Source organism: Croceicoccus sediminis (assembly GCF_007570835.1).
Classification (GTDB): domain Bacteria; phylum Pseudomonadota; class Alphaproteobacteria; order Sphingomonadales; family Sphingomonadaceae; genus Croceicoccus; species Croceicoccus sediminis.
This window is the reverse complement of sequence record NZ_SUNC01000001.1, coordinates 720187-744113: the sequence shown is the minus strand read 5'-3', so window position 1 is coordinate 744113 and position 23927 is coordinate 720187. Positions and strand designations below refer to the sequence as shown.

Genomic DNA, 23927 nt, shown 5'->3' with positions numbered 1-23927 from the left:
CCAGCCGGCCGATCGTCAGCCGCCGCCCATGGTCTTTGTGCCGAGCGGGCGGCCGCCCGCATCTTCGGCAACGCCCGCAGCGTCGTTAGGCTTGCCGACGCGGCCGTCCCATTCGATCCGGTAAAGATCGAAGCGGCGATCGCCCAGGTTGCGAACGGTGCCTTCCGCCCGGGCCCAGGACAGGTCGGCCAGGTTCACGTCGCTGATCGTCAGGGTTTCGACATTCTCGCTCGCCTCAGCCGCGATGCCGTCGCGGGCGAAGGGGAAATCGCAAGGCGTCAGGATGCAGGACTGGGCGTACTGGATGTCCATGTTGCCCACGTTCGGCAGGTTGCCGACGTTCCCGCTCATCACCACGAAGCACTGGTTCTCGATCGCGCGGGCCTGCGCGCAATAGCGCACGCGCATGTATCCCTGGCGGCTGTCGGTGCAGAACGGCACGAAAATGATCCGCGCGCCTTCGTCGACGAGGCGGCGGGCGAGTTCGGGAAATTCGCTGTCGTAACAGATCAGCACGCCGATCGGGCCGCAGTCCGTCTGGATCGCGTCGATGCTGTCCCCGCCCTTGATGTTCCACCAATAGGCCTCGTTCGGGGTGGCGTGGATCTTCTCCTGTTCGTGGATCGAACCGTCGCGCAGGCAGATATAGGCGACGTTGTGAATGTCGCCGTCGTCCATGCGGGTCGGGTGCGAACCGCCGATGATGTTGATGTTGTATTCGAGCGCCATCTTCGACAGCGCCGTGCGGATGCGCGGCGTATAGGCGGACAGCGCCTCGATCGATTCCTGGCTGCTCAGTTCCTGGTCTGCGAAAGACAGCAGGGGCAGGGTGAACAGTTCGGGAAAGAGGATGAAGTCCGCCTCGTAATCTGCTGCGACATCGACGAAATATTCGACGCCGCGCATGAACTCTTCATAGTCCTTCACCGCGCGGGCCTGCATCTGGCAAGTCGCGATCCGCACGGACTCCACATCGCGCGGCAGGCGGAATTTCTTCGGCTGCTCGCTGTCGACATACGGGTTGCGCCAGACCATGTGGACCGCGTTGGCCTTCGATTTCTTGTCCTCTGGCAGATAGCCTTCGAGGATGCCGATCGGCTCGAACCCGTTGGCGAGCTGAAACCGCAGGACCGGATCGTGAATCCTGCCTTCAACGACCTTGTTGAGGTAGTCCTGCGGGTCTTCCACCTTGCGCCGGTTGCGGGTGTAGTTTGGCATGCGGCCACCGAAGACGATGCCCGCCAGTTCCAGCCGTTCGGCCAGCGCGCGACGTTCTTCGTAAAGCCGCCGGCCGATTCGCGTGCCGCGCACCTTGGGATCGACGCACATCTCATACCCGTAGAGCCATTCGCCGTTCGGAATATGTCGCGAACCGAAACCGTTGCCCGTGATCTCGTCCCATGTATGCGCGCGCATCGCCATGTTCTTGGTGACGCGCATCGTCGCGCAGTACCCGACGAGCTTTCCGTCCAGCTTTGCGACGAAGCATCCCTCGGGATAGTGGTTCATCTGGCCGCGAATTTCGCCAAAGGTATAGGCGGGCAAATCCTCGTAAGCACGGCGGACGAGGGCGGCGATGGCGGATACGTCCCGTGCTTCGGCCTGGCGGACTTCAAGACGGGCTTTGCTGCTTTTCTGGTTCATCGTTCGTCTATCTAGGCGATGACGGGATGATTGTAAGGGCGGGGTTTTCGCTTATTCGCCGGTGAAAAGCGCATCGACGTCGCCGCCGTTCCGTTCCAGCGCCGCCTCTACCCTCTTGCGCCCCTCGTAATAGGGCATTGGAGGGTGCTGTTCGCCTGCTTCCTTGAGACGCAGGTAATCGGCGTCTGACAGGCTCGATTCCTGCGCGACGTGATCGGCATACCCCTCGACCAGCCATTGCGGCGCAAGCGCGGCTTTGACGAAGCCGTAACGGCTGCGGATCATGCCGTGTGCGGTTTCATGGGCGATGACGGCCGAAAGCGCCTGCGCAGCAGACCGGACAGCGCAAAGGCGCCCGAGTGTGACGGTGTGGATAGCCACAGCCAGCGCCAGCCACGGTTGGTAAGGAAGATATCGCGGCTCTCGTCGCCATTGGCGATGGAGCATTACGCGATGAGGGCATTGGCCCGCGACGTCACGGCGTCGACTGCGTCAGGGTCGATCGGTTCCACCGACCAGACCCTGTCGCCATTGCTCTCGCGGTAATGCGGAAACGCGAGAAGTTGCGGGGCCAGAAGCGGCCCCGCCAGCACGATCGCGACGCTTAACGCCGCGATCGTGCCAGTATTCCGGTCATGCCCAGGCGGACATTTCCTTTTCGAGGCCATCGACAATAGCTTCGAAGAACTGCTCGGTCGTCATCCAGTCCTGCGAGGGGCCGATGAGGAGCGCGAGGTCCTTGGTCATCTTGCCGTCCTCGACGCACTTCACGCAGACGCGCTCAAGCGTTTCAGCAAACTTCACGACGTCGGGCGTGTTGTCGAACTTGCCGCGGTACATGAGGCCACGGGTCCACGCGAAGATCGAGGCGATCGGGTTGGTCGAAGTCGCCTTGCCCTGCTGATGCTGGCGATAGTGGCGGGTGACGGTGCCGTGGGCCGCTTCTGCTTCGACGGTCTTGCCGTCGGGCGCCATCAGGACCGAAGTCATCAGGCCGAGCGAGCCGTAGCCCTGTGCAACGGTGTCCGACTGAACGTCGCCGTCGTAGTTCTTGCAGGCCCAGACGAACTTGCCCGACCACTTCAGCGCCGATGCGACCATGTCGTCGATCAGGCGGTGTTCGTAGTGGATGCCGGCTTCCTTGAACTTCTCGGCGAAGCCTTCGGTGTCGAACACTTCCTGGAACAGGTCCTTGAAGCGGCCGTCATAGGCCTTCATGATCGTGTTCTTGGTCGACAGGTAGACCGGCCACTTGAGGCCGAGACCGTAGTTGAACGAAGCGCGTGCGAAGTCGCGGATCGAATCGTCGAGGTTGTACATCGCCATCGCGACGCCCGAGCTTTCGAACTTGTAGACTTCGAGGTCGAGATCGCCCTTGCCGTCGGCGCTGTCGAAGACAAGGCGCAGGGTACCGGCACCCGGGATCAGCGTGTCGGTGGCGCGATACTGGTCACCGAAAGCGTGACGGCCGACGACGATCGGGTCGGTCCAGCCCGGAACCAGGCGCGGCACGTTGTCGATGACGATCGGTTCGCGGAAGACGACGCCGCCAAGGATGTTGCGGATCGTGCCGTTGGGCGAACGCCACATCTTCTTGAGATCGAATTCCTCGACGCGGGCTTCGTCCGGCGTGATCGTGGCGCACTTAACGCCGACGCCGTATTCCTTGATCGCGTTGGCGGCATCGACGGTGATCTGGTCGTCCGTCTCGTCACGCTTCTCGACCGAGAGGTCATAGTATTTCAGGTCGATGTCGAGATAAGGCAGGATCAACCGTTCACGGATCCACTGCCAGATGATGCGGGTCATCTCGTCGCCGTCGATCTCTACGACCGGGTTCGTTACCTTGATCTTCTGCATAGGGCTCGTTCTCTTGATTGGTTTCTAGAGGGAGAGCGCGCTGTTCGGCGCGCAGGAACTGTCGCGCGCCTCTTAGCAAAGCAAGAGGCGAGCGCAAGGCGCGACGACGTGTTCTAGCGGAATGTCGAGGGTGTCTGGCGCAGTTTTCAGGAAGTGCGCCGGGAACCGATGGTGGGCGTAGCAAGGATTGAACTTGCGACCCCTACGATGTCAACATAGTGCTCTACCACTGAGCTATACGCCCGCACCATCGGTTCCGCGCAGGCCGGAAAGCAACGCTTCCGGCTGGCAGGCGCTGCCCAATAGCGATCACTTCGCGCCGGGGCAACCCTGTTTGCGCAGCCTTCGAAAAAAGTTTCGTTACAGGCTCGCGTTGACCATCGATCCGTCGAAAAGACGTTCCACCTCAAGCACGAGATCGCGCAAGTGGAACGGCTTGGACAGGACCTTGGCCTGCGGTGCTTCGCGGCTGGCTTTCATCGTCACGGCGGCAAAGCCGGTGATGAACATCACTTTCGTGGAAGGCGAAACCTGTGCGCAGCGCTGCGCCAGTTCGATACCGTCCATTTCGGGCATCACGATGTCGGAAAGCAGCAGGTCGAAGTGCTGTTCTTCGAGCAGGGGCAGGGCGTGCGTGCCCCGGTCTACCGCGACGACATCATACCCGGCGTTTTCCAGCGCTCGGGCAAGGTACGTGCGCATCGAATCTTCGTCTTCGGCCAGCAGGATGCGAATCATGATGCTTTCAATAACCCCGTCGATTCCGGCGCAGAAACATGTGCCGACCGTCCTGTGGATTGTCCGTCCATTCCACCGGGCGGCGATGTCCGGATTGCCCGGCGCCTTCTGAGAAACAAACTATATAACAAAATGGTTTAATTTTTTCATCTTTCGCGCGCCTGTTCGGGTTTGAAACAGGGGAAATCCGATGGCCGGCGGACCGGGAGGCGCAGGCGCGGCATTGACGCAGGGGGCACGCTTGGCCAGCGTGAGCCACGATGAGCGCCCCCCGATCCACTCCGCCTGACGGTCAGCCGAGCATGGGGGCAGGCGTGGCCAGTGGCGGTTCGATACCCGGCACTTCGCGTCCGGCCTATACGCTCAGCCATGGTCAATCGGTGTTGCCCGTCCTGATCGCGGTGCCGCACGCGGGACGGGCCTATCCTGCCGACCTGCTCGCAAGGATGCGCGATCCCGGCGAATCGCAGCGCAGGCTAGAGGATCGTTTCGTCGATCTCGTGGCGAGGGAGGCGGCGGCGGCCTGTTCGGCGTCACTGCTGGTTGCCCACGCGCCGCGCGCGATGCTCGATCTCAATCGCGATCCGCACGACCTCGACTTGTCGATGTTCACCGCCAGCGAGGCCGAAAAGGCGGTCATGCGCCGCAAGATGCCGCGCGGGCCGGGGCAGGGTGCACGTTCGCTGCGAGGGCTCGGCCTGTTTCCGCGCCGGTTGCCGGGGGTGGGAGAGCTTTGGCGCGCCCCGATGGTGCCGCAGGACGCCAACCGCCGTGTCGCCGCGATACACGCGCCCTATCACGACGCCTTGGGCAAGGCCCTGGCGCGGATGCAGGATCGGTGGGGAGAGGTCCTGCTGCTCGATCTGCACTCCATGCCGGATCTTCCCGCCCAGGCTTCGGGCGTGCCGGCTGCGACTCACGTCGTCGGCGACCGGTTCGGGGCGAGTTGCCGCCGCGACCTTGTGGCCACGGCAGTCGACGCGCTCGATCGCTCTGGGCTTCAGGTCGCCTACAACCGCCCATACGCGGGCGGTTACGTCCTCGACCGGCATGGGAAACCGCGTAACGGTATCCACGCCATCCAGCTGGAGATCGCGAGGGGCGAATACCTCGATTCAGATGCACAGCCGGATGCGGCACGCGTGTCGATCCAGGCGGGTATCGTTGCCGAAGTGGTGCGGGCCTGTGCCGCGCTACTTGAAGGCCGGGGCGAATGGCCCTTGGCGGCCGAATAGCGCACATAAAAACCAACCCGTGAGTATCACGGGCCCCAATAGCGCACATAAAAAACCACCCCGTGAATATCACGGGCCCAATAGCGCACATAAAAAACCACCCCGTGAATATCACGGGGTGGTCAAGGTTCAGGGAGGTTGACGCACGTTAATGCGCCGGTCCGGAAGGCCATGAGGGAAGCCCACCGGAACTACCATTAAACTAGGCCATTAGATTGCCTGTTGCAAGAGTGCATCACGCAAGAATTATTTTTTGCAGTGCGGTATATGTTCGGCGGAGCAAGAAATCCGCCGAACATGATTTTTACGAGTTCGCCGGTTCGGCCTGCTGCGCAGTCGGGCCCTTGCCCATGCTGAGCTGACGCGAGAAGATCTCACGCATCAGGTCGAGCGAGATCAGGTGGCAGGTGACCAGCGTCAGCAGGCCGTTCTGATTCCACTGGCGAAGCACGTCGCCGCGTACTTCCTTCAGCTTTTCCTGGTTCACCATCGAGAACCCGCGATAGATGAAGGGAGCCTGTCCTTCGCGGCTGATCGAGACTTCGCCGTCCATCAGCAGATCGTGCTTCTTCAGCTCGTCGATGAATGCCTTGGTCTTCATGCCGGCCTGTTCGAAGTTCTCGTTGAACTTCATCACGTTCTGGGTCGCTTCGCTGGGCTGACCGTCGGTGAACAGCGCCTGGCCGTCCTCGAACTCGCCGACAAGGCCGCTCGAAGGGTCGAAGCAAAGCGAAAGCTGATCGCTATCGGCCTGCAGCTTGGCAAGCAGGAAGGGATAGCGACGGGCATAGGCCGGGACGTAGCACGGCGTGGTCATTTCGCCTTCGTCATCGAAGAACGTGTTCACGCCTTCGTTGAGGCCCATCAGCGCCAGCGGAACCGGGTTTTCGCCCGACGAGAAGATGATCGGGAAGTAACGCTGCGCAAGCGGGAATTCCTCGACCGTCAGGGGTACCGCGTGTTCGTTGGCCAGCCACGGGGCCTTGTCGGTCGTGCGGGCGCTGAAGTTGCCGTGCTGGTTGCTGTTGAGCGGCTGCAGCGACTTGTAGAAAAGCGGAAGATTGGCGTTCGGCGCGCTGGCCATGGTCTCTCTCCGAAAAAAGGAAATCGGTAAAAGGTGATGAATGGTGTTCGCCGCCCCCCAGCGACAATCATTCGCGCCTTAAGCGCTCGCGCACGCGGGCGCAAGGCGGAGGCGGGGCGAAATGCGGCGTGACGGTGCGTGGATCACACCAGCTTGCCGGGATTGAGCAATCCATCCGGGTCGAGCGCTGCCTTGACCTTGCGCATCACCGACAGGGCGACCGGGTCGTAGGTGTCGCGAAGGACCTGCAGCTTGTCCTGACCAATGCCGTGTTCGGCGGAGATCGAGCCGCCCCAGTCGGTGACCGCGCGATAGACCTGCGCGCTGATCGCCTTGCCCTTTTCGCGCTCCCACGTTCGGGTGTCCGATCCGGGCGGGGCGATGACGTGAAGGTGTACGTTGCCGTCACCCAGGTGGCCGAAAGCAGCGACTTCGTGGTCGGGATGTTCGGCGTGGACCAGTTCGGTGATCGCGTCGATGAATTCGGGCATTTTCGACACCGGGACGGAGATGTCGTGCTGCATCGCCGGGCCCTTGGCACGCTCTGCTGGAGAGATCGTCTCGCGCAGCTGCCAGAACGCCTCGGCCTGCGTCTCGTTCGCGGCAATCACCGCGTCGGAGACGAGCTCGGCCTCGAAAGCGTCCATCAGGACTTTCTCGACCTGATCGCCCAGCGTATCCGCGCCTTCCTTGTCGGCGACGAACTCCATCAGCGCATACCACGGGTGCCGCCCTTCCAGCGGGGCCTGCGCGTCGGGCAGATAGTCCAGCACCGCGTCGAGGCAGGATTGCGGCATGATCTCGAACCCTTCGAGGGCATCGGCCATGGCGGACTGGCAATGCTGCATCAGGCGGCGGGCGTCCTGCGCCGATGCGATCCCGGCGATGACCACGCGCCGGTCGGCAACGGCGGGCGAAAGCTGCACGACCACGCGGGAGACGACACCCAGCGTTCCTTCGGAGCCGATGAACATCTGCTTGAGGTCGAAACCGCGATTGTCTTTTTTGAGGTGCGAAGTGAGGTCGAGCACGTCGCCGCTGGCCAGCACGACTTCCAGCCCTGCGACCAGCGCACGCATGACGCCGTGGCGCAGCACTTGCGTCCCGCCCGCATTCGTCGATACGAGCCCCCCAACGGTCGCAGAGCCCTTGCCGCCCAGCGACAGCGGGAACCGCATGTCCTGCGCCTCTGCCGCCTCGTGCAGGGTCTGCAGCACGGCGCCTGCACCGCAAGTCGCAGTCATCGTGTCCGCGTCGACTTGAATGGCGTTCATCCGCCGCGTCGAAAGCAGCAGCGCGGTGCCCGTGCCGTCGGGCGTTGCCCCGCCGACCATGCCGCTATTGCCGCCTTGCGCAACGACAGGGACGCCGAGGCGCGAGCACAGCGCCAGTATCTCGGAAAGTTCTTTCGTATCGGCAGGTTGCGCCAATGCGCGCGCGGCGCCGGTGTAGCGCCCGCGCCAGTCGGTCAGCCAGGGTTCGATGTCATCGGCATCGGTTACGAGGCCCTTTTTCCCGAGGATGCGTCCGGCTTCTTCCAGGAAATCGTCCTGCGAGTTCGCGCGCTCTATCGTGCTGTGTTCGGTCATGACGTTCCTGTGCCATAGCGCGGGGCATTTGTCTGCGCCCGGCAGGCCCGTTTTTCGACGGTTCACCACTTATTCAATCTCGCGCGCGCAATACCGGGGGCGGGACATCACGCGGACTTGCGAGGGTGGGGAACATTCCCCTACGCAGACCTTCGGCCGCATCAGGGTAGGAGCACGCGCATTGGGACTGGGCCTGGCTTCATCTTTGGGAGCTTACTGGCTTGTGCCGCTCGCATTCGCGAGCTCGAGTGCCAATGTCGACCTTCCCGAACAGGCGGACATCCCCTTTGAGATGGTGCAGCGGCAAGTGGAAACACAGGTCCGCCAGCGCGTCATCATCCGCATCACACCGCTCAGCCGCATGACCCCGCCGCCCGCTGCCAGCGCGATGGTCGAGCCACCCCGCCGCCCGGCGGCAGAGGCGATGGAGCGCTGCATTCCGATCAAGGACATCGCGGGTGTCCGGCTGGGGCAGGGGCGGCAACTGCTGCTCTACATGCGCGACAGGCGCATCGTCGGCACCAGCCTCGACCGCTCATGCCAGGTCAGCAGCTTCTACTCCGGCTTTTATGTCGAACGACCCGAAGACGGCCAGCTTTGCGCCGGGCGAGAAGCGCTTCACGCCCGATCCGGGGCGGACTGCATGCTGGGCAAGTTCCACGAGGTCCAGCCCGGCGAAGACGACTGACCAATCCCGAAGCGGCGTTTTTCCTGCGTAAACCTTGACTTTTCCCGCGTTCTCGGCTTAGCGGCCCCTTGGTTGGCACCCTTGCGGTTCGCAACCAGATACCGGTCGGTCCCGGCCCGCCACTGCACCGGCCTTGCCGCGCGGTTTCGGACAAACGGATCGCTCGCGTAATTTCCGTTAGAATACCACCAGATTTGAAGGGGCGTTTACGGCTTGTCGAAGCCCCGTACAGGATGATTGCATGAAGTTTGCCGATCTCGGCCTTTCTCCAGAACTGCTGCAGTCGGTCGAAGCGGCCGGCTATGACGAACCGACGCCGATCCAGGCGCAAGCGATCCCCAGCGTGCTGATGATGCGTGACCTGATCGGGATCGCGCAGACCGGCACCGGCAAGACCGCCAGCTTCGTGCTCCCTATGATCGACATTCTCGCCCACGGCCGCCGCCGTGCGCGCATGCCGCGTTCGCTCATCCTTGAACCGACCCGCGAACTGGCCGCACAGGTCGCCGAAAATTTCGAGAAGTACGGCACCAACCACGATCTCAAGATGGCGCTGCTTATCGGCGGCGTGCAGATGGCAGACCAGGTCAAGGCTTTGGACGAAGGCGTCGACGTCCTGATCGCCACGCCGGGCCGCCTGATGGACCTGTTCGAACGCGGGAAGATCCTGCTGACGGGCTGCGACCTTCTGGTCATCGACGAAGCGGACCGCATGCTCGACATGGGTTTCATCCCCGACATCGAGACGATCTGCGAAAAGCTACCCAGCCAGCGTCAGACGCTGCTGTTTTCGGCAACGATGCCGCCGCCGATCAAGAAGTTGTCTGACCGCTTCCTGACGAACCCGAAAAACATCGAGGTTTCGCGCGCCGCATCCACGAATGTGAATATCGAGCAGTTCAAGATGAGTGTGCCCGCGCGCAAGAAGCGCGAGGCGCTGCGCTGGATTCTCGAGAACGACAACGTCAACACCGCGATCATTTTCGCCAACCGCAAGACGACCGTGCGAGAGCTCAACAAGAGCCTGCAGCGTCACGGTTTCAAGACCGGCGAAATTCACGGCGACATGGATCAGCCTGCACGTCTGGCAGAGCTCGCCCTGTTCAAGGAAGGCAAGATCAACATTCTTGCCGCCAGCGACGTCGCCGCCCGCGGGCTCGACATCAAGGGCGTGAGCCATGTCGTGAACTTCGACTGCCCGTGGCATCCCGACGATTACGTGCACCGCGTGGGCCGGACGGGTCGTGCAGGCGCGAAGGGCCGCTCGTTCACGCTGATCGCGCCGGACGATGCCGAGGCGCTGGATAATGTCGAGAAGCTGACGGGCGCAAAGCTTCCCGAATTCGACTTCAAGGCGCACTTTGAACAGAACGGCTATCCGGAAAGCGAACAGCAGCCGGAAGAAAAGCCGGCTCGACGCTCGCGCAGCCGCCGCGATGACGACGAAGAGCGGGAAGAGCGTCCGAAGCCGGAACGCAAGCCGCGCCGCGAACGTGCCGATAAGAAGCCGGAACGGGCCGAGAAGAAGCCGGAACGTCAGCCGCGTCAGCGCCGCGACGAAACGGTGGAGCCGAGCGAACCCGGCGTTTGGAACGGGCCGGTGCCCGAGTTCCTGGGCGTCAGCGCCCTTTAATCTCCGCTATCGGCGGCAGGGTGCAAAACCCCGCCGCCATAGCTATTACCGCGATCAGGCGGCTTCCTTGATTTCTGCCAGCGTCAGGTCGAACGTCAGGTCCTGACCGGCCAGTGGGTGATTGCCGTCGGCCGTCACGCTTTCGGGGCCGACTTGCGTGATCACGAGGTTCACGGTCTGCCCGTCCTGCTGCTGTGCGGCCAGCGACATGCCCGGCTGCGGTTCGGGTTCGGCCGGCAGGTTGGCTCGCGGAATTTCCACGACCATTTCCTCGCGGTGCGGGCCGAAGGCGTCGTCGGCGTCGATCTTCACCGACGTTTCCCCGCCCACTTCCATGCCGGTCAGCGCAGCTTCGATCTGCGGAAAGATCTGATCCGCCCCGATGGTTAGTGTCTGGGGGCCCTCGGCCTCGGTGCTGCCGACGACGTTCCCGTCGTTCGTGCGCACGGTATAAGTGATGAGCACGGTGTCACCGCTTTTTGCAGTCGTCATGATGTTTCCCTGGATTGAAATGTTCGGCGCACGACGCGCCGTCTGGACCGGCACCCGTAGTGGCGCCGAATTTGTCCCAAAGGTTGCAAGCGTGGACCGCGATGTCAAATCGGCACCGGGCCATAATTGCCCGCGTCCACAACAGTGGGTCAGGCCGGTCGGACGAAGCTGTCGATCACGCGTTTGGTCGATCCGCTTTCGAAATCGATTTCCAGCTTGTTGCCTTCCTGTCCCTTGACCTCGCCATATCCGAACTTTTCGTGGAATACGCGGTCGCCGATGGCGATGTCGCTGCGGGCCTTGGCGGCAAAGCTGGCGGCGCTGCGCCGTGCCTCTGGGATACGCTTGGGTACGGTGTCAAAATCGGCATTCGCGGCGCGTTTCCAGCCCGGCCCGCGCGTCATCGTACGGGCGGGTTGTGCCTTGGCGACGTGGGCGAAGGGATCGGAATGTTCCGACCACTGCGCGCGCCACATCGATGCACCGCCGGTCATCGTCGTTTCCATCTCGACCATGCTGTCGGGCAATTCCTCGACAAAGCGTGATGGGATCGCGCTCGACCACTGGCCGTAGATGCGCCGGTTCGCCGCGTGGAGGATCGTACATTCCTTGCGAGCGCGCGTGATCGCGACATAGGCAAGGCGGCGCTCTTCCTCCAGGCTGCGAAGCCCCCCTTCGTCGATCGCGCGTTGCGAGGGGAACACGCCTTCTTCCCAGCCGGGCAGGAAGACGTGATCGAATTCCAGGCCCTTGGCCGCGTGCATGGTCATGATCGTGATCGTCGCCTCGGCATCGGCGGCTTCGTTGTCCATGACGAGGCTGACGTGTTCGAGGAACCCGCCCAGCGTTTCGTAATCCTCCATCGCGCGGGCCAGCTCGGAAAGGTTTTCCAGCCGACCAGCTGCCTCGGCGCTTTTTTCGGCCTGGAGCATCGCGGTATAGCCGCTTTCGTCCAGCACCATGCGCGCCAGTTCGGCCGGGCTCAGCGTCTGGGCTTCTTCGCGCCAGCGTTTGAAATCCTTCATCAACGACAGCAACGTGTTGCGTGCGCGGGCGAGAAGTTCGTCGGTGTCGCAGATGTCGATCGCGGCTGCGGCCAGCGGGATGTTCTGCGACCGCGCGTGGACGTGCAGTTTTTCCAACGCCTTCTGGCCAAGCCCGCGTTTCGGCGTGTTGTAGATCCGCTCGAACGCGAGGTCGTCGGCAGGCTGGGCGATGACACGCAAATAGGCCAGCGCGTCGCGAATTTCGGCGCGTTCGTAAAAGCGAAAGCCGCCGATGATCTTGTAGGGCAGGCCGATCTGGATGAACCGGTCCTCGAACTCGCGCGTCTGAAACTGTGCGCGGACAAGGATCGCCGCGTGGCTGAGAGGGATGCCCCGGCGGGTCAGGTTTTCCGCCTCGTCGCCGATGCGCCGCGCTTCTTCCGGTCCGTCCCAGACGCCGATCACGCGGACTTTTTCGCCCGGCTCGATCTCGGTCCAGAGTGTCTTGCCCAGACGTTCGCTATTGGCATCGATCAGGCCCGATGCCGCGGCAAGGATCTCGGGCGTAGAGCGATAGTTCTGTTCCAGCCGGATGACTTTCGCGCCGGGAAAATCCTTTTCAAACCGCAGGATATTGGCAACTTCTGCGCCGCGCCATGAATAGATCGACTGATCATCGTCGCCAACAACACAGATGTTGTGACGCGGTTGGGCAAGAAGGCGCAGCCACAGGTACTGGACCGAGTTCGTATCCTGATACTCGTCCACCATGATATACTTGAACCGCTGACGGTAGGATTCGAGCACGTCCTTTTCACGCCGGAAGATGTTCAGCATGTGCAGCAGCAGATCGCCAAAATCGCAGGCGTTCAGGGCCTTCAGGCGGTTCTGGTAAAGCCGGTAAAAATGCGTGCCTTTGCCATTGGCATAGGCCTCGTTCTCCGCCGCATCGAGATCGTCGGGGTTCAGCCCGCGGTTCTTCCACCGGTCGATCAATCCGGCAAGTTGCCGCGCGGGCCAGCGTTTTTCATCGAGGTTTTCGGCCTGAATCAGCTGTTTGAGCAAGCGAAGCTGATCGTCGGTGTCGATGATCGTATAATTCGATTGAAGGCCGACCAGTTCGGCATGGCGGCGCAGCATCTTGGCCGCGACCGCGTGAAAGGTGCCAAGCCAGGGCATTCCCTCGACCGCCGGGCCGACCATGCGGCCAACGCGTTCGCGCATTTCGCGTGCGGCCCTGTTGGTGAAAGTGACGCACAGGATTTCGCTGGGCCATGCCCGGCGCGTTGCGACGAGATGTGCCAGCCTTGCGGTGAGCGCCGCGGTCTTGCCCGTTCCCGCCCCGGCCAACATCAGGACCGGTCCTTCGGTCGTCAGGACGGCCTCACGCTGCGGCGGATTCAGGCCCGAAAGCCAAGGTTCCTGCGGGTTGGCGGCATTTTCGGCCAGCGCTGCGGGGAGGGGGGATTCTGTATCGCTCACTTGTGAACATCTAGGGAACGCACCGCGCGCGCGCAAGGCCGCCGGTTCGGAACCGAAATGCCGTTTGCCGCGTAGAGTCGGGCAAAAGCAATCGAATTACAGGAGTCTTAGAATGAAGGCCTTTCTGAAAGCTGGCGCTGCCCTGATGCTTGGCGCCGCAACCATCGCCGCCCCGACTATCGCAACCGCGCAGGACGCTGTCGGCGGTACCAACAGCATTCAGGACAAGCGCGGCTATGACGCGTTGGACGCAGCGCAGAAGGCCGAATACGATGCATGGCCTGCGGAATATCAGACCGTGTACCTTGGCTGGCCCGAAGATTACCAGGTGAGCTACTGGGGCTGGCCCGCGGATTATCGCACCGCATACTGGGCATGGCCGAACGATTACCAGTCCTATTACTGGGAGCTTGAGCCCAGCCAGCAGGAAGCATGGTGGGCCCTGACGCCGGAACAGCGCGGCAAGATTCTCGCCATGACGCCGGAACAGCAGATGGCGGCATGGGATTCGATCAACGCCCAGATCGCCGCTTCGGAAAAGCCGGAGATGGTGATGGCGTCGAAGACGACGGTAGAAAGCGCACCGGCGCCGCGTACCGGTGAATATCCGATCTGTGGCGGCGACATTCAGGACAGCTGTATCCAGCCGCGTGCGGCCGGCAAGAACTACGGCAATGTCCCGCTCGATTACTGGCCGGGCAAGCCCGCCAGCTCGATGTAAGCTGACGAAACAAGCTACGCCGCGGTTCGCGATCCTGCGGCGGGGATGGGGCGGTGCGTGCCTAGGCGCCACCGCCCCGTTTGCGTGTGCACGACTACCGCGTCCGACCTTGGCGGTTGCATGTTCGGCAAGGATGGGGCCTATTCGGGTCTGCTCTTTGGGAAAAAGGGGAGCCCGATACATGAAAAAGATCATCGTACCCGCGCTGGCCGCCGGCGTTTTGGTGGCCGCAGCCGCACCGGCACTTGCCGAACATCACGAAGAGATGAAGGCCGAAGTCGTCGAACGCAACGCCAAGGGCAAGGCGACCAAGGTAAAGGTGGGCGAGACTGTCTATGCCGTTTGCACGCCCGAGATGCAGGACGGCTGCATCAACCCGCGCGCGGCGGGTCTTAATTTCGGCAACGTCCCGCTCGATCATTGGCCGGGCGCGCCCGCCAGCGAGCTGACGCCTGCCGAACGGATGAAAAAGGCCGAATCTGCAGCCGAGTGATTTCGCTATCCGGCAGGGCGCAGCAAGTGAAGCCGCGCCTTGCCGGAATCGCGCATGGCGTCGATTTCGAAGCCTTTGACCTCGACCGTTTCGCCGCGCGAAGTCTCTATGCTGATCCACGTCGAAGGGGCGATCCAGCCCAGGCGGCTCAACTTGTCGAGCGCGACCGATCCTGCCCCGGTGTCATAGGGCGGGTCCATGAAAATCAGGTCCGGCTGGTCCTTTGCAGGGCCGAGGCCCATAACCGATGCGGCGCGCACGTCGCTGCGGTCCTTGGCGTCGAAGGTCGCGATATTGGCGCGAAGCGCCTTTACCGCCGATGCGTCCTGTTCGACGAACAACGCGCGGGCAGCACCACGCGAAAGCGCTTCAAGGCCCAGCGCGCCGGAGCCTGCAAAAAGGTCGGCAACGAAAAGCCCTTCGAACGAACCCAACCGGCTGACCAGCATCGAAAACAGCGTCTCGCGCGTGCGGTCCGCAGTGGGCCGTGTCGTATCGCCCTGCGGCGTGACAAGCTTTCGCCCGCGCCAGTCCCCGGCGATGATCCTCACTTCGCCCGCTCCCGCGAAAGCGCCTTGCGGAAACGTTCCACTTCGCCCTGTTTGACCTCAACCGCCGCGCCGCGTGGAAGGTCGCCCAGATCATAGGGACCGTAAGCAATGCGCAGCAGGCGAGAAACCTGCAGGCCGAGGTGTTCGAGAACGTTGCGAACCTCGCGGTTCTTGCCCTCGGTCAGGGTCAGCTCGATCCAGTTCTGCAGGCCGCTGCGGCGTTCCAGGTTCGCCTCGATCTGGCCGTAGTGCACACCGTCGACCGTCACCCCTTCGAACAGGGCCTCAAGGTCGTTCTGCCCGACCTTGCCCATGGCCTTGGCGCGATAAGTGCGGGGAATCCCCGACGACGGCAGTTCGAGCGCGCGCTTGAACTCGCCATCGTTGGTCAGCAGGAGCAGCCCCTCGGTATTGTAGTCGAGGCGACCGATCGGCATCAGGCGCGGCGTATCGGCGGGCAGGGCATTGCGCAGCGCGGTATAGATCGTCGCGCGGCCCTTGGGGTCACGCTCCGCCGTCAAAAGGCCCGCGGGCTTGTTGAACAGGAACAGCCGCGTGCGTTCGGGCGCTCCGACGGGATTGCCGTCGACCGTCACGCCTTTTAGCGAAGTCAGCACGGTCGCAGGCGTGGTCACAACCTCGCCGTCGATTGCGACGCGGCCGTCCTCGATCATGCGCTCCACCTCGCGGCGGCTGGCGATGCCTGCGCGTGCCAGCAGCTTGGCGATACGGTCGCCGTCGCGCTTGGGCAGGTTGGGATCGGGGATCTGGGTGTCGCGTCCCTGCGGCTTGCGGCCACCGGGACCGCGCCTGCCGCCTGCGTTATTCGCGCCGCCCTTGCCGGGCACGCCTCTCGGCCCGCCACCCTTGCGCGGCGGACCACTGCGCGCCCCGTGGCGCCTGTCGTTCGGATTCTTCGGCCTGTTCACGCGAGCGCCATGCGCCATCGGGTGAAATCATACAAGTCGGGGATAGGGGCAAGGTGCGATTGCATGTGCCTGACAAGCGCCTAGTCTCCGCCCCAACGAAGCCTGGAGCATGCATGACGAGCACGATCAACGAAACTGCCAGCAACCCGGACGAGGCCTCGCCCGGACCGCACGAGAAAGTGCCGGGCTGGCGTAAGCTGCTTTCGGCGCTGGGCAATCGCAAGACCGCCTATATGCTCCTGTTCGGGTTTGCCTCGGGCCTGCCCTACACGTTGCTGCTCTCCACGCTCTATGCCTGGATGAGCGATGCGCAGGTCGACCTTGAAACGATGGGCGTCTTCTCGCTCATCGGTCTTGCCTTCGCGTTCAAGTTCCTGTGGTCCCCGCTGCTCGACCGGATCGACTTGCCGGTGATCAAGAAGCTGGGTCACCGCAAGCAGTGGATCGTCACTGCGCAGTTCGCGCTGGCCGTGATTCTCGTCATCGTATCGCAGCTCGACCCCGCAGGCGCGATCGGCGTGCTGTCGCTTCTGGCTGGCATCGGCGCATTTGCCAGCGCGACTCAGGACGTGGTGATGGACGCATGGCGCGTTGACGTCGCCGACGAGGTCGCGACGATCGACATGCTTTCCACCGTCTATCAGCTCGGCTGGCGCACCGCGGTTCTCGTCGGCGGGGCGCTGGCGCTGTTCCTGGCCGAACGGACCGGCTGGCCCACGGTCTATGCGCTTCTGGGCGTGCTGATGGGCGTGATCGCCTTTGCCGCGATCTTTGCGCCCGAACCTGCGCGGACCAGCGCATCGCTGACCGCCGATGACGACGCGCTGCGCGAACTGCGCCATCCGGGGCAGCTTGCCCCTAAGGTGCGCGGCATCGCGCTTGCCATCGTGGGCGTGCTTTGGGCCTGGGCACTGATCACCGTGGGCGTCTTCATGGTGCAGTCGCTGTCCAGCGATCCCGACTCGCGGCCCGATTCGGTCCAGTTCATCCAGAACATGGGGCCGATTATCGTCATCGCCACGGTCGTCGTCCCGGTCATCATCGCTGCCGTGCTGGAAAACTGGCGCCGCAAGGGGCGGCATGTCCTGACGGTCGCGGCGGAAAAGAAGGGCGCGCTCGACGGGTTTGTCGATCAGGGATACCGCGCGCTGATCCTGCCGCTGGCGGAATTCGTCGGGCGGCTCGGCTGGGCCGTCATCATCGTCCTGACGCTCGTGCTGTCCTACCGCTTTACCGATACGGTCTGGGGCAGCTTCGCCTATCCGTTCTACCTCGGCGAGCTGCAGTACACGAAGGACGAGGTAGCCATTGCGTCGAAGTTCTTCGGCGTCGGCGCGCTGATGGCGGGGATCGCGCTGGGCGGCGCATTGTTCAGCTTTATCGGGCGCATGGCCGTGCTGTTCATCGGCGCCTTGACGGCGGCGCTTTCGAACCTGCTTTACGCCGATCTCGCGCTGGGCGGGCACACGATGGAAGTGGTGTCGAACTTTACCGGCTTCACGATCCTGGTCGAAGGACTGGGCGGCGATCTGCGGCTGGCCAAGCTGATGGTGGCCATCGCGGGCGAGAACCTTGCCGGCGGGCTCGCCGGGGCGGCGCTGGTGGCATATCTGTCATCGATCACGGCCAAGGGCTACTCGGCGGTGCAATATGCGCTGTTGTCCTCGCTTACCTTCCTTGTCGGGACGTTGGGGCGCGGGGCGCTGGGGCAGATGATCGACGAACAGGGCTATTACCCTGTCTTCATCCTGACGACGCTGCTCGGCTTCATCGCCGTGGTCGCCTGCATCATCGAATGGGTGCGCCAGGTTCGCCTTGGCCGAAGGGCTGGCGTCGTCGCGGTGAACCCCTAGTCTGGGACTTCGCCATTGGCGCGCAGCACTTCGCCTGCGAGATAGAGCGAGCCGCCGACAAGGACCGGCGCGCCCGCGGGCACGGCCTGCAAAGCGTCTTCCAGTGAAGCGGCGTGGCCGGACGCGATGCCAAGGTCCGACGCGATGGCGGCAAGCGCTTTTGGCGTATGGCCTTCGTGGCCTTCCGGTGCCGGAATGGCCGTAAGGCTGGCGAGATGGGGCGATAGCGGTTCAAGGTAGCCCTTCGCGTCCTTGGTCTCCAGCATCGCAACAACCGCGTGCACGGGTTCGCCAAGGCCGGCCAGGTAGTCCGCGATGACCCGCGCCGCATCGGGATTGTGGCCGCCGTCCAGCAGTACTCTCGCACCGCCGGCGGTCAGGGGACCGTCGCCCAGCCATTGCAACCGTGCGGGCCAGCGCGCAGCGCGGATACCCTGCGCCATCGTCTCGGACGTGACCGAGACGTGGTCCTGATGCCGGATCATCGCGACCGCCAGGGCGGCATTCATCGCCTGAAACGCGCCGGGCAGCGTGGGCAGCGGCAGCGTCAGTTCGCCATGCCGGTCGCGATAGGCGACGAAGTCCGCTGCCGTCATGTCCCAGTCCGCCCCGCGCATGTGGAGCGGCGCACCCGCGACCATCGCGGCGCGTTCGATCTCGCTCTGCACCTCTGGCGGGTAGGCCTGCGTCACCACGGGGCAGCCGGGTTTGATGATGCCTGCCTTCTCGAACGCGATTCGCGCAAGGGGGTGGGTCGGCGCGCCGTCTTCGGGGGCGAGCAGGAAGCGTTCGTGATCCATGCCCAGCGATGCGATCGCGCAGCAGGCCGGATGTTCGATCACGTTCGTGGCATCGAACCGTCCGCCAAGTCCGACCTCGATCACGCAGGCATCGGCAGGCTTGCGGGCAAAGGCAAGGAATGCGGCGGCGGTGGTGATCTCGAAAAAGCTGGCGCCGATATCCTCGCCCGTGTCGAGAACCTCTTTCAGCGAGTCGGCGAGGGCATCGTCGGATATGAGGTCGCCCGCCAGCCTGATGCGTTCGTTATAGCGGACGAGGTGGGGGCTGGTGAACTGGTGGACCAGCAGGCCGCCCGCTTCCAGCATCGCGCGCAGGAACGCGCTGGTCGATCCCTTGCCGTTGGTCCCGGCGATATGGAACACCGGCGGCAGGGAGAGATGCGGATCGCCCAGACGCGACAGCAGTTCGCGCACGGGGCCAAGCCCGATCCGGCCCTGCGGCAGGCTGAGCGCCGCCAGCCGGTCCAGCTGTTTCTGGACGGCGGGCGAATCCGATATGGCAAAGTCGCGCATAATTTCGCGCCGATCGGCCGGTCAGGCGGCCTGCTTGGCCGCCATCAGGTAGTCGATCACGCTGGCAAGCCGATCGCGAAGGTCCTTCCGGTGGATGACCATGTCGATCATGCCGTGCGCCAGCAGGTATTCGGCGCGCTGGAACCCTTCGGGCAGCTTTTCGCGGATCGTGTCCTGAATGACGCGCTGTCCGGCAAAGCCGATCAGGGCGTCGGGCTCGGCGATCTGGACATCGCCCAGCATGGCATAACTGGCCGTGACGCCGCCCGTGGTGGGATCGGTCAGGACGACGATATAAGGCAGGCCCGCCGCCTTCAGCCGCTGGATCGCGACCGTCGTGCGCGGCATCTGCATTAGCGACAGGATGCCTTCCTGCATGCGCGCGCCGCCAGCAGCGGTGAAGATGATATAGGGACAACCCTCGGTCACGGCGCGGTCGACACCGGCGATGAACGCCTCACCCACGGCCATGCCCATCGATCCGCCCATGAATCCGAAATCCTGCACGCCGACGACGGCCTTGCGGCCTTCGATCGAACCGGCGGCATTGGTCAGCGCATCGGGGTGCGGCGCATTGTTGCGCGCGGTCTTCAGACGATCGGTGTAACGCTTGGAGTCCTTGAACTTCAGCGGGTCTTCTTTCACCGTCGGGCTGGGCAGGATCTCGTATCCGGCGTCCAGCACCTGGCCCAGGCGGCAGTCGGCACCGATGCGGCCATGATCGTCACAGCGCGGGCAGACCCAGAGGTTTTCCTCGTAATCCTTGGTGAACAGCATTTCCTGGCACTTGCGGCACTTCTGCCAAAGGTTGTCCGGCGTATCGCGCTTGGCGACGAAAGGGATGCGTTGACGGACGCGGTTGAGCCAGCTCATGCGGCGGTCTCCTTCGCAGAATGGACGGCATGGGCCAGAGCGGCAGTCAGTTCGCGTACCTTGGCGGGCGCGTCCTCACCGTGCTGGCCGACGAGTTCGACAAGCGCCGATCCGACGACGACACCGTCTGCCACCTTGGCGATGGCCCCGGCTTGTTCGGGGGTGCGAACGCCGAAACCGACAGCGACGGGAAGGTCGGTCCCGGCCTTGAGGCGGGCAACGGCCTGTTCGATGGAATCGGTAGCCGCCTGCTGCAAACCGGTGATCCCGGCGACCGACACGTAATAAAGGAACCCGGTCGCGGTTTCGAGCACTTGCGGCAGGCGCGCCGCATCGGTGGTCGGCGTGGCGAGCCGGATCGTGGCGACACCTGCGCCGCGCAGAGCGGGGCCAAGTTCGGCGTCTTCCTCGGGCGGAGTATCGACGCAGATGACGCCGTCGACGCCGGCCTTGGCGCACTCATCCGCGAACCAGTCCGAGCCGCGCCGGATCATCGGGTTGGCATAGCCCATCAGGACCAGCGGCACATCGGGGTGGCGCGCGCGGAAATCGGTCGCGATGCGGAAGACGTCGGCGGTCTTCGTTCCCTTGCCCAGAGCGCGCAAGTTGGCGAGCTGGATCGCGGGGCCGTCGGCCATCGGATCGGTAAACGGCATGCCCAGCTCGATCACGTCCGCCCCGCCTTCGACCAGCGCGTCGAGCACGGCATCGGTGGGGCCGTCACCGGCAGTGACAAAGCAGACGAGGGCGGGGTGAGACTTGCCGAAGGCGTTGGCGAGGCGGGTCACAGTTCGACTCCCAGCGCGTCGGCCACAGTGAAGATGTCCTTGTCGCCGCGTCCGCACAGGTTCGCGCAGATGATCGCGTCACGCGGCATTTCGCGGGCGACTTTAACGACCGCCGCGATGGCGTGGCTGGGTTCCAGCGCCGGAATGATGCCCTCTGTCCGGCAGAGCAGCTGGAACGCGTCCAGCGCTTCCTTGTCGGTCGCCGAGGTATATTCGACGCGGCCGCTTTCTTTCAGCCACGAATGCTCCGGCCCGATGCCGGGATAGTCGAGGCCCGCCGAAATCGAGTGGCCTTCGATGATCTGGCCGTCCTCGTCTTGCAGCAGGTAAGTCTTGTTGCCGTGCAGCACGCCGGGCGATCCGCCAGCAAGCGATGCGGCATGGTCCTTGTCGAGGCCATGGCCCGCCGCTTCCACGCCAAGCATCTTTACCGAAGGATCGTCGAGAAACGGGTGGAACAAGCCGATGGCGTTCGATCCGCCGCCGATGGCCGCGACCAGAAGGTCGGGCAGGCGTCCGGTGCGCTGCAAAAGCTGTTCGCGCGCTTCCTTGCCGATCACCGACTGGAAATCGCGGACAAGCTCCGGATAAGGATGCGGACCTGCCGCCGTGCCGATGATGTAGAACGTGTCGTGGACGTTCGCGACCCAGTCGCGCAGCGCCTCGTTCATCGCGTCCTTCAGCGTCGCGGCCCCGGCCTTCACCGGCTTTACCTCGGCCCCCAGCAGGCGCATGCGGAACACGTTGGGCTGCTGCCGCTCCACGTCCTTTGCGCCCATGTAGACCACGCAGGGCAGGCCGAAGCGCGCCGCGACCGTGGCGGTCGCCACGCCGTGCTGGCCCGCGCCGGTTTCGGCGATGATCCGCGTCTTGCCCATGCGCACGGCGAGCAGGATCTGCCCGATGCAGTTGTTGATCTTGTGCGCGCCGGTGTGGTTCAGCTCGTCGCGCTTGAACCAGACTTGCGCTCCCATCTTTTCGCCATTGGGGCCCTCGGGCGCGTTCTTGCGCAGTTCCTCGGTCAGCCGCTCTGCATAATAGAGCGGGCTGGGGCGGCCGACATAGTGTTCCAGCAGGTCCTCGAACTCGGCCTTGAAGGCGGGGTCGGTCTTGGCCCTGTTGTACTCTTTCTCAAGATCGAGAATGAGCGGCATCAGCGTTTCGGACACGTAGCGTCCGCCGAACTGGCCGAAATGGCCGCGATCGTCGGGCTGGTTGCGGAAGGAGTTGGGGGCAGGTGCGTCGTTCATGGCTCGCGCTTGGCAGATGGGTTGATGACTGTCCAGATCAGGCGGCACGCACAGCGCGGCAGAATGCGGTGATTTTGTCCGCATCCTTCACGCCGGGTTCGCTTTCCACGCCCGATGATACGTCGACCAGCGGCGCGCCGGTAGAGGCGATCGCCTCTGCCACGTTGGCCGCGTCGATTCCGCCGGCAAGGCCCCATTCGGCGGGCCCGCGATATCCGGCAAGCAGGCTCCAGTCGAAGCGAACGCCCATGCCGCCCGGAAGCGTGCCCTTGGGCGTCTTGGCATCGAACAGGATCAGGTCGGCCGCGTCGCGATATTCGCTGGCGCGGGAAATGTCGGCGGCAGAGGCGATGGAAAGCGCCTTCCACACCGGCAGGCCGAAGCGCGAGCGGATCGCGGCGGCGCGGTTGGGGGTTTCCTGGCCGTGCAATTGCACCGCGTCGAGCTTTCCGGCGGCGACCGCTTCGGCCAGTTCCTCGTCCGTGGCATTCACGAAAAGACCGACCTTGCGGATGCGGCCGTCGGCGCGGGCGGCCAGTTCGGCGGCCTCGCGCGGGGTAACGGCGCGGGGGCTGGGCGGAAAGAACACGAAGCCGGCATAGTCGGCATGCGCTTCGATCGCCGTGTCCAGCGCGCGGGCATCGCGGATGCCGCATATCTTGATACGAGTCGCCATGTGGGCGGGGTTAGTCGCTGGCCGGTGTCTTTTCCAGCACCACGAAAAATAGCGGCGGGTCCTGCGGCACGGGGAAGGGGCGACGTTCGCCGCTACGCCTGTATCCGGCGCGTTCGTACCAGGCAATCAGGGGTTCGCGATCCTCGATCACGGTCATTTCCATCTTCTCCACCCCCAAAGCGGCGCAAAGCCGTTCGGCGGTGGTGAGAAGACGCGCGCCCACGCCCGAGGACTGGAACGGCGGATCGACGCAGAGAAGGCCGATATAGGCGACGCCTTCGCCCTCATCGGTGACCGTGACGCAGCCGACGATGTCGGCATTGGACCGCGCAACGTAGATCGCCACATTCGGATCGAGGAACAGGCGGACCACTTCCTCGACCGAAATGCGTTCGTCCTGGACAAGGTCGGCCTCGTGCGTCCAGCCCATGCGGGCGTGATCGCCGCGATAGGCGCCTTCGATCATCAGCTTGAGGGCGGCGAGGTCTTCCTTCTTTGCCGGTTCGATCGGGATCGACGCGTTCACGGCGTGTAGACCGGCCAGAACGGACCACCCAGCGCGCCGTTGAAGGCGATGTGCGTGATCGCCTGTGCATCGACATCGTATTCGACGCCAAAGAACACCGGTCCGCCATCGCATACGCCGGTGGGCATGAATTCGGGGTTGGGGGTGACGCTGGCGGGAAGATAGTTGCCATAGACGATGCGCCGTCCGCCGCGCACGATGCCGAAAACCTCGCGGGTCCAGCGCGGATCGTTGGCGACATAAGTCAGCGGATCGGGCGTTTCGGTGCCGGGGGTGTAGCCGTTCTTCCCGGCAAGCGAATGCAGAACGGGCGCAAGCGCGCTTTCCATCGCGGCGACATCGCTGTCGGCCAGTTCCCAGCCGCCTTCGACTGCGCCTGCCGTCGTGCGCGAACACGCGGGCAGGGCAAAGCCAGCCTCCGGCGCGCCGAGAACAGTGGTTTCAGGCGGTAGTGTCGAGACTACCGCGCCGGTGCCCGTGTACGCGCCGGCCAGTGCGAGCGCCAGCAACGCGGCCATCATGA

Annotated in this window: 24 protein-coding genes and 1 tRNA gene; 6 read left to right on the top strand and 19 right to left on the bottom strand. The window is 63.8% G+C overall.

Translation table 11 applies throughout. From position 1 onward, the window contains the following. Positions 1 to 15: 15 nt before the first annotated feature. The 6 genes from FAX90_RS03360 to cpdR form a co-directional block, all read right to left on the bottom strand. Positions 16 to 1644: a bifunctional GNAT family N-acetyltransferase/carbon-nitrogen hydrolase family protein gene (locus FAX90_RS03360; RefSeq protein ID WP_144095519.1), complete on the bottom strand. Its 1629-nt coding sequence runs from the start codon at positions 1642 to 1644 to the stop codon at positions 16 to 18. A 51-nt stretch (positions 1645 to 1695) separates the two neighbouring features. Then, positions 1696 to 2025 (bottom strand): hypothetical protein, encoded by a 330-nt coding sequence (locus FAX90_RS03355; RefSeq protein WP_144095518.1) that lies wholly within the window; start codon positions 2023 to 2025, stop codon positions 1696 to 1698. A gap of 65 nt (positions 2026 to 2090) precedes the next feature. Beyond that, positions 2091 to 2237: a hypothetical protein gene (locus FAX90_RS16505; RefSeq protein ID WP_170234849.1), complete on the bottom strand. Its 147-nt coding sequence runs from the start codon at positions 2235 to 2237 to the stop codon at positions 2091 to 2093. A 40-nt stretch (positions 2238 to 2277) separates the two neighbouring features. Continuing rightward, positions 2278 to 3504 (bottom strand): NADP-dependent isocitrate dehydrogenase, encoded by a 1227-nt coding sequence (locus tag FAX90_RS03350; protein WP_144095516.1) that lies wholly within the window; start codon positions 3502 to 3504, stop codon positions 2278 to 2280. A gap of 169 nt (positions 3505 to 3673) precedes the next feature. After that, positions 3674 to 3748 (bottom strand) — tRNA-Val (locus FAX90_RS03345). A gap of 116 nt (positions 3749 to 3864) precedes the next feature. After that, on the bottom strand, positions 3865 to 4242 hold the full coding sequence (gene cpdR, locus FAX90_RS03340) for a cell cycle two-component system response regulator CpdR (protein ID WP_144095514.1): 378 nt from the start codon (positions 4240 to 4242) through the stop codon (positions 3865 to 3867). Positions 4243 to 4502: 260 nt separating this feature from the next. On the opposite strand from cpdR, the gene FAX90_RS03335 reads away from it, so the two are divergent. Further along, entirely contained in the window at positions 4503 to 5477 is a 975-nt protein-coding gene (locus FAX90_RS03335) for an N-formylglutamate amidohydrolase (protein ID WP_240704694.1), read from the top strand. Positions 5478 to 5781: 304 nt separating this feature from the next. On the opposite strand, the gene FAX90_RS03330 is transcribed toward FAX90_RS03335, so the two are convergent. Then, the gene (locus tag FAX90_RS03330; RefSeq protein WP_144095512.1) at positions 5782 to 6561 is read right to left on the bottom strand and encodes a SapC family protein; all 780 of its coding nucleotides are present in this window, start codon (positions 6559 to 6561) and stop codon (positions 5782 to 5784) included. 143 nt (positions 6562 to 6704) lie between these two features. Continuing rightward, positions 6705 to 8150: an FAD-binding oxidoreductase gene (locus FAX90_RS03325; RefSeq protein WP_144095510.1), complete on the bottom strand. Its 1446-nt coding sequence runs from the start codon at positions 8148 to 8150 to the stop codon at positions 6705 to 6707. Between the two features lie 223 nt (positions 8151 to 8373). Between FAX90_RS03325 and FAX90_RS03320 the strand changes: the two genes are divergently transcribed. Together FAX90_RS03320 and FAX90_RS03315 are read left to right on the top strand one after the other, a co-directional pair. Beyond that, positions 8374 to 8838, top strand: coding sequence for a hypothetical protein (locus tag FAX90_RS03320; protein ID WP_144095508.1), 465 nt, complete (start codon positions 8374 to 8376; stop codon positions 8836 to 8838). Positions 8839 to 9079: 241 nt separating this feature from the next. After that, positions 9080 to 10471: a DEAD/DEAH box helicase gene (locus FAX90_RS03315; protein ID WP_144095506.1), complete on the top strand. Its 1392-nt coding sequence runs from the start codon at positions 9080 to 9082 to the stop codon at positions 10469 to 10471. 54 nt (positions 10472 to 10525) lie between these two features. Here the strand turns inward: FAX90_RS03315 and FAX90_RS03310 are convergent, their stop codons facing one another. Together FAX90_RS03310 and FAX90_RS03305 are read right to left on the bottom strand one after the other, a co-directional pair. Then, positions 10526 to 10963 carry an FKBP-type peptidyl-prolyl cis-trans isomerase gene (locus tag FAX90_RS03310; RefSeq protein WP_144095504.1) on the bottom strand — a complete coding sequence of 146 codons (438 nt, stop codon included), beginning with the start codon at positions 10961 to 10963 and terminating at the stop codon, positions 10526 to 10528. Between the two features lie 149 nt (positions 10964 to 11112). Continuing rightward, positions 11113 to 13398 carry an ATP-dependent helicase gene (locus FAX90_RS03305; RefSeq protein ID WP_205700638.1) on the bottom strand — a complete coding sequence of 762 codons (2286 nt, stop codon included), beginning with the start codon at positions 13396 to 13398 and terminating at the stop codon, positions 11113 to 11115. A gap of 145 nt (positions 13399 to 13543) precedes the next feature. Here FAX90_RS03305 and FAX90_RS03300 point away from each other — a divergent pair, with 145 nt between their 5' ends. Beyond that, positions 13544 to 14152, top strand: coding sequence for a hypothetical protein (locus FAX90_RS03300; protein ID WP_144095500.1), 609 nt, complete (start codon positions 13544 to 13546; stop codon positions 14150 to 14152). A gap of 181 nt (positions 14153 to 14333) precedes the next feature. Further along, the gene (locus FAX90_RS03295; protein ID WP_144095498.1) at positions 14334 to 14645 is read left to right on the top strand and encodes a hypothetical protein; all 312 of its coding nucleotides are present in this window, start codon (positions 14334 to 14336) and stop codon (positions 14643 to 14645) included. Between the two features lie 5 nt (positions 14646 to 14650). Here the strand turns inward: FAX90_RS03295 and rsmD are convergent, their stop codons facing one another. Together rsmD and FAX90_RS03285 are read right to left on the bottom strand one after the other, a co-directional pair. Continuing rightward, a complete protein-coding gene (gene rsmD, locus FAX90_RS03290) occupies positions 14651 to 15196 on the bottom strand; it encodes a 16S rRNA (guanine(966)-N(2))-methyltransferase RsmD (RefSeq protein WP_144095496.1) in 546 nt (181 codons plus the stop codon). Then, positions 15193 to 16125: a pseudouridine synthase gene (locus tag FAX90_RS03285; protein WP_240704693.1), complete on the bottom strand. Its 933-nt coding sequence runs from the start codon at positions 16123 to 16125 to the stop codon at positions 15193 to 15195. Before FAX90_RS03285 ends, rsmD begins: the two co-directional genes overlap by 4 nt. Positions 16126 to 16238: 113 nt before the next feature. Between FAX90_RS03285 and FAX90_RS03280 the strand changes: the two genes are divergently transcribed. After that, positions 16239 to 17978 (top strand): AmpG family muropeptide MFS transporter, encoded by a 1740-nt coding sequence (locus FAX90_RS03280; protein WP_144095492.1) that lies wholly within the window; start codon positions 16239 to 16241, stop codon positions 17976 to 17978. Here the strand turns inward: FAX90_RS03280 and FAX90_RS03275 are convergent. Genes FAX90_RS03275 through FAX90_RS03245 form a run of 7 tightly spaced genes read right to left on the bottom strand, consistent with a single transcriptional unit; the run spans position 17975 to position 23925 of the window. Continuing rightward, positions 17975 to 19291: a bifunctional folylpolyglutamate synthase/dihydrofolate synthase gene (locus tag FAX90_RS03275; protein WP_144095490.1), complete on the bottom strand. Its 1317-nt coding sequence runs from the start codon at positions 19289 to 19291 to the stop codon at positions 17975 to 17977. The two genes, FAX90_RS03280 and FAX90_RS03275, sit on opposite strands and share 4 nt — an antisense overlap. A 21-nt stretch (positions 19292 to 19312) precedes the next feature. Beyond that, positions 19313 to 20164 carry an acetyl-CoA carboxylase, carboxyltransferase subunit beta gene (gene accD, locus FAX90_RS03270; protein WP_144095488.1) on the bottom strand — a complete coding sequence of 284 codons (852 nt, stop codon included), beginning with the start codon at positions 20162 to 20164 and terminating at the stop codon, positions 19313 to 19315. Then, on the bottom strand, positions 20161 to 20952 hold the full coding sequence (trpA, locus tag FAX90_RS03265; RefSeq protein ID WP_144095486.1) for a tryptophan synthase subunit alpha: 792 nt from the start codon (positions 20950 to 20952) through the stop codon (positions 20161 to 20163). Before trpA ends, accD begins: the two co-directional genes overlap by 4 nt. Then, positions 20949 to 22202: a tryptophan synthase subunit beta gene (trpB, locus tag FAX90_RS03260; protein WP_144095484.1), complete on the bottom strand. Its 1254-nt coding sequence runs from the start codon at positions 22200 to 22202 to the stop codon at positions 20949 to 20951. Before trpB ends, trpA begins: the two co-directional genes overlap by 4 nt. A gap of 37 nt (positions 22203 to 22239) precedes the next feature. Further along, positions 22240 to 22878 (bottom strand): phosphoribosylanthranilate isomerase, encoded by a 639-nt coding sequence (locus FAX90_RS03255; protein WP_144095482.1) that lies wholly within the window; start codon positions 22876 to 22878, stop codon positions 22240 to 22242. A gap of 10 nt (positions 22879 to 22888) precedes the next feature. Beyond that, positions 22889 to 23404 (bottom strand): GNAT family N-acetyltransferase, encoded by a 516-nt coding sequence (locus FAX90_RS03250; RefSeq protein WP_240704692.1) that lies wholly within the window; start codon positions 23402 to 23404, stop codon positions 22889 to 22891. Continuing rightward, on the bottom strand, positions 23401 to 23925 hold the full coding sequence (locus FAX90_RS03245; protein ID WP_144095478.1) for a hypothetical protein: 525 nt from the start codon (positions 23923 to 23925) through the stop codon (positions 23401 to 23403). The genes FAX90_RS03250 and FAX90_RS03245 overlap by 4 nt, the downstream gene beginning before the upstream one ends. Positions 23926 to 23927: the final 2 nt, after the last annotated feature.